The organism is Vibrio alginolyticus NBRC 15630 = ATCC 17749 (assembly GCF_000354175.2).
GTDB lineage: Bacteria > Pseudomonadota > Gammaproteobacteria > Enterobacterales > Vibrionaceae > Vibrio > Vibrio alginolyticus.
Genome location: NC_022349.1, coordinates 1025501 through 1039381 on the forward strand (window position 1 = coordinate 1025501; position 13881 = coordinate 1039381).

Sequence of the window (13881 nt, forward strand, 5' to 3'; positions counted from 1 at the left end):
TAATCGATATGATTAGTGTTTTTGATATCTATAAAATCGGTGTTGGACCTTCAAGCTCACACACTGTAGGCCCAATGAAAGCGGGTAAAGAGTTTATTGATGATCTTCGTGCAATGGGAAAACTGCGCGACATCACTAAAATCACCGTTGACGTTTATGGATCACTATCACTGACAGGGAAAGGTCACCACACAGATATTGCTATCATCATGGGTCTTGCAGGCAACACTCCTGAGAAAGTTGATATCGATTCTATCCCGGGCTTTATCGCTCGTGTAGAAGAAACTGAACGCCTTCCTGTTGGCATGCACTGTCACACAGTATCGTTCCCACGTGAAGGTGGAATGAACTTCCACAAAACAAACCTAGAGCTACACGAAAACGGCATGCAGATCCACGCTTGGATTGATGACGAAAAGGCGTACTCAAAAACTTACTACTCTATCGGCGGTGGTTTCATCGTTGATGAAGAAAATTTCGGTAAAGAAGCTGAAAACCCAGTAAAAGTACCTTACCCGTTTACAACGGCAGAGGAACTGGTTAACCAATGCCACGAAAGTGGATTGTCCATCAGCGCACTAACCATGAAGAATGAGCATGCGCTTCATTCAGATGAAGAAACTCGTACTTATTTCGCAAACATCTGGCGCACAATGCGCGAGTGTATGGATCGCGGTATGAATGAAGAAGGTATTTTGCCTGGTCCACTGCGTGTGCCTCGCCGTGCAGCAGCACTTCGCCAGCAGCTACTTACTTCAGAAAAGACAACAAACGACCCAATGTCTGTTGTTGATTGGGTAAACATGTTTGCTTTCGCAGTAAACGAAGAGAACGCAGCAGGTGGCCGCGTTGTTACAGCACCAACTAACGGTGCGTGTGGCATCATCCCTGCGGTACTGGCTTACTACGATAAGTTCATCCAAACTGTGACTGAAAAAGATTACATCCGTTACTTTGCAGCTTCTGGCGCAATCGGTGGTCTTTACAAGCGTAACGCGTCGATCTCTGGTGCAGAGGTTGGCTGTCAGGGTGAAGTTGGCGTGGCATGTTCTATGGCAGCAGCAGGCCTTGCTGAGCTTATGGGTGGTAGCCCAGAGCAAGTATGTATGGCAGCAGAAATCGCAATGGAGCACAACTTAGGTCTAACGTGTGACCCAGTTGCAGGTCAGGTTCAGGTTCCATGTATCGAGCGTAACGGTATTGCGGCAGTAAAAGCAATCAACTCTACTCGTATGGCACTACGTCGCTCTTCAGCTCCAACTGTTTCTCTAGATAAGGTTATCGAAACCATGCTAGAAACAGGTAAAGACATGAACGCGAAATACCGCGAAACATCTCAAGGTGGTCTAGCAATCAAAGTGATTTGCTAACACGCCTTTCTGAATACCAATCAAAACCCGAGTTTATGCTCGGGTTTTTTTATACCCCAAAAACCCAGGAGAATGCGTTATCAGGACAAGTAAAAAAAACCTAAAACGTTGAATATATCCAAATATTATGGATATCTCAGTAAAAAATCACATCTCTTCCCTAGCTTTATTGATAACGTAGCCAAAAATTAAACTTGGAGCACATCAACACATGATTAGGTTTGAAATTGGAAACCAAATCTGCGTTTGCTTGTCCGAAAACGAAATATCTCTAGAGCTCAATCAGTCACTCCACCACTCCATTCCTGTCAACCCAAATGAGTACGCCATTCTGTCAACTATCGCCACATACGGCAGTTTAAATACGCCGATTAGTCAGCGGTTAATAGAAAGCAAAATCACTCAACAATACAAAATGACACTGCCTGAAAATGGCTTTAAAAACGCGGTGGCCGCTCTAAGAAAGAAATTTCGCAAGCTCACGGAAGAACATTTAACCACTAACAAAAACATTATCGAAAACATTCACCGGACCGGATACTTCATCCCTTTTACTATGCAAAACAACCATCAGAATGGCATCGAACATCAACAGAAGATCAATCAATACACAACCAATAGTCTTCGCAAAGCGCTTCGTATTTGCCTGCGTAATAAAAAGATCTATTCAGAAGCAATGTGGGTTGTGTTGATCACTGCGATCATTTTCTTTGCTATCTGTTACTACGCGATAAACAGCATCGTTAAACATAATTATCTGGATAACGCCTTCGAAATTGCAGAGAACCTTTCCCGTAGGAGTTGCTTTGCTAATGAAAGCGAACTGAAGTCACTATTTGATAATGTGAAGTTGGTGGAATCGAGCATGATGCTAGATCGTTTCAATATTCGATGCTTAGTCACTCCAGAAACCGTTGTCCCTGTCAGCAAAAAAGCCTTTGAAGAGTGGAGTAACAATAACAATTACACGACCCAATCATTTGACTTAAATAACGCAACCGTTTTGGTTCGTGTTAAAAACATTAACTTATCCGACAATGTTGAAAATCATATTTCACGTTTTTTTCTTTCCGGTATGAAGCTATCAACGAATACCGGAACGTCGTTAGAGATTGGTAACACCAATGAACGCTTCTTCAATTATCACGTAAAGAATAGTGGCTATAAAGAGGTGTATTACATCTCTGGACCGTTTCAAAGTATCATTCTACTGAGCTTACTTTTTCTCATTATACTGCGTCACCGCTCCCTACAAGCCTTTATGGCTTACTTGTGCGCAATTCGACAATTCAAAATAAAACTGGAGCCGATTTATAACACTTCGGCACAAAAGATTGTGCACTACGAAGCCCTCTCCCGGTTTAAGGTAAAAAATACGCAACGGTTTATTGAAACACTGATCCGCAATGGATTGCTGCTAACTCATACCTTACTGGTGATTGATTCCATCTACACCAAACAAAAAGCGTTGCCCATCCCTATCAGCATTAACGTTTGTCCTTCTTTGCTGCGAGGGCGTAACTTTTCAATCCTATATAGAGAGCTATCTAATCGGGATTGCCGTTTGCTGACAATCGAAATCACAGAAAATGCATCGATGTATTATACCTCTGAGATTTATGGCAATGTCGCGAAACTAAAAGCACTGGATTGTAAAATCAGTATTGATGACTTTGGCACCGGCAATAATAATGTGGCGCTTATCAGCAAGCTGAATCCTGACTACCTCAAAATCGACCGAGAATTTGTTATTGGCCTAAAATCTGATGATAAAAAGATAGAAACCTTGCGTCAGTTAATTGCTATGGGCAATACGTATCGCTGCACGGTCATTGTTGAAGGCGTAGAAACGGCAGACAGTGCTCACTTACTCACAACATTGGGCGCCTATATTCACCAAGGTTATTATTACCCTCTTCATTGCTAGCTTTTCTTCACTCGGTTAGTTACTTAAAATAGATTTAATACTCTATAAAAACTCGTGGTGGCATAACGGTATGCCGCCAATTTGTGATTGAGCGATGATTGCGATTAAACCCACCAAACTGAAAGATTTTTCAAGTTTGATGCAATTGGATGTGCAAGAAGAGCAAAAAGGATTTTTTACACCGTTTGAAATGGCTTATCAAAAACGTAGTAAGTCAGAGGCGTTCTTTACGATTTATTCTGATGATCTATTAGTAGGCTACCTTGTTATCGATAAAGGTTTCTCCCAACATGCGCCGTTTGCTAAACGATACGAACTGGAGCTTAAGTACTTGATGATTGATCAACGTTTCCAACGTCAAGGGGTTGGGAGTGAGGCATTGCGTAAACTGTTCCTTTATGCATATACCATTAACCCTAAAAGCACCTCTCTTTGCGCCACTGTCCCACAAAGTCAGCAATACGCTATCAGTTTTCTTGATGCGTGCGGATTCATTAATACAGAGGAAACAACATTGGGTGATAATGAAAAAGAATGGATTCTACGACACCCATTAAGCTAGCTGGTGAAGCATAATCAAAATTGGGCCATTCAGACACAACAAAGGCAAGCTTCTCGCTTGCCTTTGTTTAATGCTCAATAGAAAGTGACTTATTCGCCTTTGTAAATACAACCCGCTGTGCACGTTTCTTTGATTTCGACTTTACTTAGCAGTGGTAAGCTTGGCTTAAGCTGCTGCCAAATCCATTTTGCTAACACTTCGCTAGTCGGGTTCTCTAACCCTTCAATGTCGTTTAGGTAGTAATGGTCTAAGCGATTGTAAATTGGTTTAAATGCAGCTTTGATCTCTGCAAAATCCACTACCCAACCTGTATGTGGATCAACTTCACCTTCTACATAAAGACGAACAAGGAAAGAGTGTCCGTGCAAACGACCACACTTGTGACCTTCTGGTACGTGTGGCAAATGGTGTGCTGCTTCGAACATAAACTCTTTGTATATTTCAGATGTATAAGATGACAACTTAGTAAACCTCTGTTTTAAATGACTTTTCACACCGCGATTTGAGTATTAATACGTCTCGATAGAAACACTCACATACACGCTGTATTTCTCATACTCCTCGATGTACAAAAAATCCTAATGATGGAGCAGAGAGCGATAAATAACGACACGGTTATTATCCTTAGCACAGAACCAACGTGCAAGCTTTCTAAAAGTAAGTTCATGACAAAAAGAACTCTCAATGCAACCCATTTAGTAGATACTAGTTATTCTTTCTTCATATCACCAGTCATACTCAAGGACGATAACTGGCTATTGGCATCGTGCTTACATTGAACACTTTAGAACGTCTCATTGTATTCAAAAGTACCCATACGAGTTTTTCTATATGCAATCAGACAACTTCAGCTTAAAATTATCGTAGGTTACCAACGGCTAACAAATACACCCAGTCGATCACGCGAGTTGATTAGTGTTAATAAATTAGTCCTAGTTCGTAAAGAACGCCGACAAACCAGAAGCTATCGAAAAAATATAAATTAAAAAGAAAATTATATGAAACATGCTGTCGAGATATTAATTAATAAAAATTATAACATCTCTATTCTTATTGAGCGTATTTTATAGCTTCAATAACTGTATCGTCTAAGTTTTTATTATATAAATGTTTCTTACATCCGATTTTAACCTGAAGCTCTAAATTAGATATGTTTTTGTACAAATCATGGTATAGATTATTAAAATCCATAGTGTTTATATCATGAACCAATATAGTAAAGATGCTATCATTTAGTCTGGCTATATAATTATCACCTCTTTGAAAATTTTTTAAAATTTCACATAAATTGTATAAATTACTCTTATAAGAATCTCCACTCTCATCCAATATACCCAGTGCATCAATAGCAATTATATATAATGGAACACCAACGGTTCTGACATCGCTCTGCTCTTTTTCTAAAAATATAGACCAACCTAATCTATTAAAAAAACCAGTCTCAGCGTCCTTAAACTGACTTGGGAGGTGATACATTTGTCTACTCGCCGCGGTATTTCTCTCTATTTCCATACACAGCATGTTAGACAAAAGCTTTGAAATAAGCTCTACCGTGGCTTGCCCATCAGATGGAATAGATTTATGAACTGCAGTATCTATAGCACACAATGTTCCAAACAACTCCCCATCAGGGTAACAGATAGGGATTCCAACATAAGAGCAAATACTTAGCTGTTGGTTTATAGGTGCACATTTGTAATTTTCAATAGCTTGCACAGAAGGAGCCCACCTAGGCCCGTTACCTTGTACCATTCGGCTACAAATCGAATCGCTCCAAACCAACGTCGATAGCTCCTTAATATTGTACTTGTCGCTTTCTACCTGCAAAATGATCCAATCTTCTTCATTTTTTCTTGTTAACATCCAGGCGCCAAATCCATACTTTTTATGAAGATACTTCAGTGTAAAGCGACTAGCTTCTTCGAAGGAGTCGAAAGGAGCTTGATCTATCGTATTTGAGTTAAACATCCATATCTCCTAAAGGAACGCTAAATTATATTCTCTTGCATTAACTGGCTCTCAACCTGTTTAATGAGCTGCTTTATCTCTCTCATAAGAGAGTCAACTTTCCTAGCATTGACGTAGTTTTCTTCTAACCTTTTGAATAAAAACCCTAATGACAATACCCCACTTGATGTAGCCGCGCCCTTAGCTCCATGAGCAAGGTTTCTCACTAGTTCAAGGTTAGCCTCTTTAATGGCAGCTTCTAGCTTCTCTATGTCTCGAACAATATTATCCCAAAACATTGAGAGCACTGCTTTCTGCATCTCCACATTGTCAGACCCGATAACGGCAGATAGATGATCATAATCGATCAATTTAGAGAAATTAGCCTTCTCAATTGAATTCATATGCGATGTTTCAATCAACTTTGTATCACTCTTGTTTCTTAATGTTTTTCCCCTTAAGCGTAACGACAGCACTTTATTCAACGTTTTTAACTCCACAGGTTTAGTTATGTAGTCATCCATACCGGCTTCTAAACAATGCTCAGCCTCACCTAACATTGCATTAGCGGTAAGGGCGATAATTAGTGTTCTCCCCTCGCCCCTCATTTCCTCTACTCGCCTTATTTCTGATGTCAACTCAAATCCATCCATCCTTGGCATATGACAATCTGTTAATACTAAGTCATAATCTCCCTCTGACCATCGTTCAAAAGCTTCTTTTCCATCAGAAGCCATATCATAACTGAAACCAAGATGGTCCAGCTGTTGAGATAGAACTAACTGGTTAGTCGGTTGATCTTCAGCACAAAGTATAGTGATGCCACTTTTATCCTTATCATTCGAATCAAACTGACAATTATCTTTACCATAAAGGCACTCAGACCAATCAAAGTCAGGGCTTTCTTTTCCAGATAACACCGCAAGGGCCGCAATAAAATCACTGGGTTTGAAAGGATGTGTACCAATCACATACTTATTAGGTTTAATATAACCTTTAATTGCTGTTGGATTATCTATGACTTCTAAAACACGGAATTTACTATTTTCATCTAATTGGTTTGCTTGGTCACCAATATAAATAATGCTCGACTCACTCTGATTCGTTAATTTTTCAATCTCATCAAAAATATCTGCCACTTTGAGGTCCAAAAGCATTTTTCTGACAATATGAGATAAGTTTTCATCATCGATTTTTAATACAACTTTAAAACTCGATAGTTCATAACTGTAGAGTGCTGGCGAGGATTCATTAGGCTCTGCGGGAATGGAGAATGAAAAACAGCTTCCGTAACCAAGCTTGCTTGAAACTTCTATTTGTCCTCCCATAAGCTCAACAAAGGATCTGCTAATACTAAGCCCTAAACCTGTACCTCCAAATTTTCGTGTAGTTGAGCTGTCCGCTTGAACGAAAGGAGTAAAGAGTCGAGACACTTGCTCTGGGCTCATTCCTACTCCGTTATCGTCAACTGAAATTCTTAAACTATTGTTTTGATAACTTACACATAATTTGATAACTCCTTTTTTCTCTTCGCTACTTGTAAATTTGATAGCGTTACCTAACAAATTTAGAAGGACTTGACGAATTCTAACGGTGTCTAGCAGTAGTTCTTGAGGAATTGTATTTTCGAAATAAAGATACAAACCGATACCTTTCTGATGAGCATTAACCCATAAGGCATCTAGGGTTTTTTCAATTAAACTAAGAATATTTACAGTGGTAAGGTCAAGCTCGATTTTTCCTGACTCTATTTTTGAAAAGTCTAATATGTCGTTTATTATCTCTAGCAAAGAAAACGATGAATCACGTATTGTACGAACCATACTGTGCTGGTCTGTACTCAGATTTGTTTCTTTAAGTAAATCAACCATACCGATTACACCATTCATAGGCGTACGTATTTCATGACTCATGGTAGCGAGAAAACGAGACTTCGCAGCATTAGCCTGTTTTGCCGATAAGGTTTCACGCTCTAAAGCAGCTTGAGCATCCTTCTCATCAGTGATATCCACGTTAACTCCAAAAACCATCTCATCACCAGATTCTTTGTCGAAGACAACATCTCCAGCCGCTTTTATCCACCGAATTTGATCTGTATCTTGATTAATTATTCTAAACTCAGCGTTGAATACTTCCTTGGTTTCTAGAGATTTAGTAAAGGCATTTGTTGCTTGTTCGTAATCGTCTGGATGTATTGCTCCTTCCCAATCTTTTACTGAAAGCTTAGTGCCTTTTTGGACGCCATAAAGCTCATACATCTTATCGTCCCACTTAAAAACTCCTGATTCCGTGTTCAGCACCCAATTGCTAATTCCTCCTGCATCTGAAGCTAGGCGCATACCCCTTAATAACTCATCTCTAGATCTTTTCGCCGATCGAAGCTCTTTCTCAATTTTCTTCCGATTAGATATATCTTCTATTACTGATATAAAATATTTAGGTTGATTATCATCGTCTAAAACAGCCGATACAGAAACCGTAGCCCAAAATATTCCTTTTTCTTTACTAAGATATCGCTTGTCTATTGAAAAACTACGCTTTTTACCTTCAATTAATAAAGACATCATTGCTCGACTTTTGTTGAGGTCGTCGAGATGAGTAACCTCTTCTACTGACATACAAAGTAATTGCTTTTCACTGTAGCCAAATATGTCACACATTTTATCGTTAACTTCGATGAAACTTCCCTCTAAACTAACACGACAAATTCCTACAGCGGCTTGGCTAAAAGCGGCTCTGTAGATAACTTCTCGTTCACGTAGTTCGTTTTGAAGCATTAATTCTCGTTGCTTTGTATCCTCTTGACTAGTTATATCTTTTATAATCCCAACAAACACTTGAGAGTCATCAACCTTAGTTTCTCCTACAGATATCTCTATTGGAAAAACACGTCCTGACTTATGCAAACCTTTAACTTTTCTTGGAGTTCCAATTAACTTCTTATCACCAGTAAACAAAAACTTACGAATATATTCATCATGTTCATGAGCATAACTCGATGGCATAAGTATAGAAACATTCTCTCCGATTAGTTCTTCTCTAACACGTCCAAATATAAGTTCAGTTGATCGATTAATATCTAATACAATTCCATTTTTGTCGATAACAACGGTGCCATCTAAAGCGGTATCAAATACCGTTCTTAATCGAGTCTCAGACTCTCTAGCTTCTTTTGTTCTAGTTTGTATTTCTCTTTCCAGCTTAATCTTTGTCTCTTCTTCACGTCTTTTTATCTCTGTTATATCAGTAATGATACCAATGAAATGTGTGATTTTATTTTCATCATCAAAAACTGGGTCAATTCTTAAATTATTGTAGAATAATGTTCCATCTTTACGGTAGTTCCGCAAAATAACAGATATAGATGAGTTGTTTTTTAGAGCCTCACGTATCGCCTCCAAACCATCTTGTTCTTTATCGTCACCTTGTAAAAATCGACAGTTTCTACCAAGAACTTCCTCTTTAGAATAACCTGTAAGAATTTCAAAAGCTCTATTTGCAAAAATAATTGGATAATCTTCCCGATTAATATCAGTAACAATTATTCCTGATGCTGTAGAGTCTATTGCTTTACTCTGAATATCTAACAAAAACTTTTGTTCATCCGTTTCTTTCGTCAGCCTTTCTCTTTCGATAACAATTTCTTTTAAATTATTAAGCTCTGCTACCATAACCGCTAGTTCATTTTTACCGTAAATAGCAGGAAGCTCTATATTCTTCTCTCCACTTGCTAATCGCTTAATACTCAGCGCTAAGGCACTTAGCGGACGAGCAATCTGTTTGCCCAAATAGAATGATACTAGTAAAATCAAACCCAAAATTAGTATTGAAAGAAGCAATGTATTTTTAAAAAGGGAGTCAGACTCGTAAAATGCTTCATCAACACCAACACGAATCATTGCAGACCAACCCAGACCAGGGTAATCATAAGCACCACTGGTATGTGCGTAACCTGTAACTTGTTGCACTTGTTTTCGAAAATGTCTTGAAATATTAGACCCACTGAGCCCTGCGACCGCCAGTCTTGCTCCCTCGACACCATTATTTGCTAGATTCAAACGACTTAAGACACTAAAATCTCGTGTATATCTTGACTTACTCTGTCCAACAGGATCATAGTCCACGATAATTCTTCCTTGATCATCAAGGATGGTTAGCTCTGCACTTTGCAGCCCTCGGCTTGAAAGTAGCTCATATGTTTCCTCAACTATCTTTTCGACCGCGCTAAAATCGACGACATTTACCCAAAGTCCTATACTTTGACCATTAGCGTTGCGAATAACTGATGCAAAAAGCATATCGAAAGAGTTAGAGTCATTATCAATCAAATATCGATTCGGACCCGTTACATAACTGCTTTCTGGTTGCTCTGGCTCAAGCGTAAGACCATTCATAGCCTCTTGAAACCAGATGCTATCACGTATTTTACTAGGGCTTATATCAAGATCTATGAGTTCCTTTCCAAAAGGATTTTCAGAGTTGCTAGCTAAAACATTTCCATTAGAATCAAATATTATTACTCGTCTATACACCTTATAATTTCTTACAAAATCATTTAGGTTATCTATAACTTTAGGACTGAGAGCGTTTTTGTCTAAATAATTCACTTCAAATTGACCTAAAGAAAGTTTAAAAGCCTGTACATCGTGATATCGTTCAAATAAATTTCTCTCTATTAGTCTAATTAATAAAGTGGCTTCCCTTTCTATATTTGTTAAAGTGGTATCCTGAAGAATATCTTTACCTTTCCAAGAAACAAATGTAACCGCACTTAGCATAACCAAACTTAATATAAAAAATAATAAAGGTAACTTAATAGAAAACTTCATTAACGACTCTCACTATTAAAGTTAAATTCATTAATTACATTTATTATTTCACTAGACTTAGTTGGTCTGTAATAAAAATATCCCTGTCCTATTTCACAACCCTTACTAATTAGAAACTCCTCCACCTCAATGCTTTCAATACCTTCTGCAACAACTGACATTCCTAGCGCTTTTCCCATTGCTATACTTTGCTCAACAATCGCAGCAGACTTAATGTTAGTGAGACAGTTAAAAACAAACTCTTTATCTATTTTTATTTCATTAAATGGGATCGTATGTAACTTAGCTATTGATGAGTACCCAGTACCAAAGTCATCGATAGATAACTTAAATTTCATAATTCTCAACCTGAGCATTTGAGTATCGACAATAGTCGGGCTGGAGCTTATTGCTGTTTCAGTTAACTCACAAATAATGTTTTCATGTGGAATACCATACTTATCAACCGTTCTACAGAGCCAATTGGGAAAGTCATTATTTTCTAAAACTTTCCCTGATATATTAAACGCATATGTTAGATCACAAAAAGAGTCATAGTTTTCTGATATTTCTTTCAAGGCCTTATCAATAACATTCTTCGTAAGATCAAGTATGATAGAAGGAGACCTTTCTGCTGTGGGAATAAAACTATCCGGTGGGATCAATGAACCTTGGTCATCACTAATTCGTGCTAAAATTTCTACACCTTTCATCTTTCTTGACGCCAGATCTACTTGAGGTTGAAAGTAAGCTTCAATTTTCTGTGCTTCTAGGTATTTAACTAGTTCATCTTCAGGCAGTTCGAAAAGTTGTGTTTCTGTACGTTTAAGAGTGGGTAACGCTTCAATTCCCTCTATGATATTTTGAACCACTTTAAACGTTATAGGTTTTTCTACACACCCTATAATGTTCAAGTCATAAAAGCGCGCTAAGTTAGATGTAGATGCTAAGATTTCTTGTTCTTCACTACTAATGATTATGACAGCACCTGGAAACTTCATAGTACCTAAAAACATCAGGACCTCGAAGCCATCCTCTACTGGCATATTCAAGTCACAAAAAATTACGTCGAATTCGTCAAACGCCACAAGCTCCTTTGCTTTCTTGCCATTTTCAGCTTCTAAAACTTTCTTTATACCTAAGTTATTCAAACAGATCGTTAATGTTTTCCTGACCACTGGCTGATCGTCAACTACGAGTATCTTATATTCTGAAGTTTTCACGCTATCCTCCCCTTCAGAAAGATGTGAGCCACTAACTACAAGTACTTCACTTCTATCAATTTTCAGTGTAGATGCGAGCAACGGTTTATGCCAAAATTACGCGTGATTACATGTGCTGCTCTCAAAAATGACGTATGTTTTGGTTCAACTTTACTAAATACAAACGCAACAAAACGTGGAGGGCTCTCAGCGCAAGTAATCAAAACTTTTGTCTCGGCGTCGTATTTTTGTCACGCGCCAAACATTTGATTACACAGCACTCACATCACAATTACATATCCCCAACATGTGTGGGGTCACAATCATTCATTTCGTTGTTCGCAGTGCGCATTTGTGCACATTAATATTGTGCAGTTCGTTCCAATTACACTTATAAATTTATGCGCTCAACTATCACTTTTAAGCTCTTACTGGCGTTAATTGCTGTCTTCAGCTGCGTTCTAGCTGCCTCTACGGCTTACCAATACCATCAACAAAAAACCTTAATCAATGATGTTCTTAGTGAACAACTCCATGATAAGGCTAGTAATTATTTCGACAGCCTAAATATGATGATGCTTACGGGCACCATGTCGCAAAAAGAAACCTTACGTCAAAAGGCCCTGGCCCAAGAAGGCATTGAAGCAGTTCGCGTGTTGCGAGCTGACGCTGTGACCAAACTTTACGGACCTGGGCAACAAAACCAGCAGCCTGTCGATGATATTGATCAACGAGCGTTGAATGGTGAACTGGTGATTGAACCAATCTCAGCCGATTGGGGCAAAGGGTTAGTAGTCGCGCTACCAATGAAGTCGAGCGAAAATTACCGTGGCACCAACTGCGTTTCTTGCCACGTTGCACCAGCAGGAGAAGTGTTGGGCGCGATTCGCTTGGAATACAACATGAATCATGTCAATTCAATGATCAGTAAACAGGCAATGTTTGCGATGGGAATAATGGCCGTAATCGCATTTGTGGGCTTCATCATAACGTTGAGTTTGATTCAAAAAATCATTGTACGACCAATTCAAAGAACGTCGAAATTCATGTCGAATGTGAGCCATAGCAAAGATCTATCTCAACGACTTATGCATCACCAACAGGATGAAGTGGGCCAACTTTCTACAGCCATCAATTCATTCATGGACACGGTCTCCGAAAGCTTAGAACGTGTGCAAGACACCTCTCACTCACTTGCCGACTCCGCGAGTAAACTAACTGCTGTCGCGCAGTCCACAGATAAAGCGGCCAATAACCAACAGCTAGAGACCAACGAAGTACAAAGTAATATCACCGATATGTTGCAGCAACAAACTGCGGTTGAGGACTCGACTAACAACGCTACTGTTTTGGTCAATCACACCGTTGATGTCGCCACTCATAGTGCAAGCCAAGCACACAATGTAAGTGAAGACATCAAACAACTAGTGAGTAACATTGATACTGTACGGGAAAAAATCAGCTCTCTAAACCAAAGAACCGAAGAAGTGTCGTCCATTCTTGTGGTTATTAAGGGTATTGCAGAACAAACCAATCTGCTCGCGTTGAATGCTGCTATTGAAGCCGCCCGTGCCGGAGAGCAAGGACGCGGTTTTGCGGTCGTCGCGGAAGAAGTACGTAACCTGGCTTCTAGGACGGCTGAAGCCACTGGTAATATTGAACATATCATTTCTCAATTCCAGCAAGGAAGTGAAGAGTCATTAACTTCTGTTGATACCGTCTGCCAGTTTGCTCATCAACGCTCTGTCGATGTCGAGGCACTATCAGCCACAATGCATAACGTTGTTGACGAGATGCGCCAAGTGCTCAGACATGCAGAAGATATCCAAAACCAGACGCAAACCACATCTGATGTAAGTCAGCATATTCAATCTAAAATAGATGTGATCACACTGCATGCTAACGACACATCGCAATCAGCATCGCACACGCGTGATATTAGTGTTGATTTAGAGCATCTATCCGAACGTTTAGAGCAATTACTAAACCAATTCACACTTTCAGAGCACAAAAGAGTGAATAAATAGAGAGATTCTCCCCATCAAAACGAATATAAAGGTTGATG

8 protein-coding genes are annotated in these 13881 nt (G+C 39.2%); 4 read left to right on the forward strand and 4 right to left on the reverse strand.

Annotated features, from left to right (window positions below; translation table 11 throughout):
- Window positions 1-8 precede the first annotated feature (8 nt).
- From N646_RS04585 to N646_RS04595, 3 genes are all read left to right on the forward strand, one after another.
- Window positions 9-1370, forward strand: a complete 1362-nt coding sequence (locus N646_RS04585) for an L-serine ammonia-lyase (RefSeq protein ID WP_005376899.1) — start codon at window positions 9-11, stop codon at window positions 1368-1370.
- 211 nt (window positions 1371-1581) lie between these two features.
- Window positions 1582-3297: a cyclic di-GMP phosphodiesterase TpdA gene (gene tpdA / locus N646_RS04590; RefSeq protein ID WP_017820447.1), complete on the forward strand. Its 1716-nt coding sequence runs from the start codon at window positions 1582-1584 to the stop codon at window positions 3295-3297.
- Between the two features lie 94 nt (window positions 3298-3391).
- On the forward strand, window positions 3392-3859 hold the full coding sequence (locus tag N646_RS04595) for a GNAT family N-acetyltransferase (RefSeq protein WP_017820448.1): 468 nt from the start codon (window positions 3392-3394) through the stop codon (window positions 3857-3859).
- Between the two features lie 89 nt (window positions 3860-3948).
- Here N646_RS04595 and queD read toward each other — a convergent pair whose 3' ends face one another.
- From queD to N646_RS04615, 4 genes are all read right to left on the reverse strand, one after another.
- On the reverse strand, window positions 3949-4284 hold the full coding sequence (gene queD / locus N646_RS04600) for a 6-carboxytetrahydropterin synthase QueD (RefSeq protein WP_021033965.1): 336 nt from the start codon (window positions 4282-4284) through the stop codon (window positions 3949-3951).
- A 625-nt stretch (window positions 4285-4909) separates the two neighbouring features.
- Window positions 4910-5827: a hypothetical protein gene (locus N646_RS23275; protein ID WP_017820450.1), complete on the reverse strand. Its 918-nt coding sequence runs from the start codon at window positions 5825-5827 to the stop codon at window positions 4910-4912.
- A 20-nt stretch (window positions 5828-5847) separates the two neighbouring features.
- A complete protein-coding gene (locus N646_RS04610; RefSeq protein ID WP_017820451.1) occupies window positions 5848-10635 on the reverse strand; it encodes a PAS domain S-box protein in 4788 nt (1595 codons plus the stop codon).
- Window positions 10635-11837 (reverse strand): EAL domain-containing response regulator, encoded by a 1203-nt coding sequence (locus tag N646_RS04615; protein ID WP_017820452.1) that lies wholly within the window; start codon window positions 11835-11837, stop codon window positions 10635-10637. The genes N646_RS04610 and N646_RS04615 overlap by 1 nt, the downstream gene beginning before the upstream one ends.
- A 380-nt stretch (window positions 11838-12217) precedes the next feature.
- Here N646_RS04615 and N646_RS04620 point away from each other — a divergent pair, with 380 nt between their 5' ends.
- Window positions 12218-13843 (forward strand): methyl-accepting chemotaxis protein, encoded by a 1626-nt coding sequence (locus N646_RS04620; protein WP_017820453.1) that lies wholly within the window; start codon window positions 12218-12220, stop codon window positions 13841-13843.
- The last annotated feature ends 38 nt before the right edge of the window (window positions 13844-13881 follow it).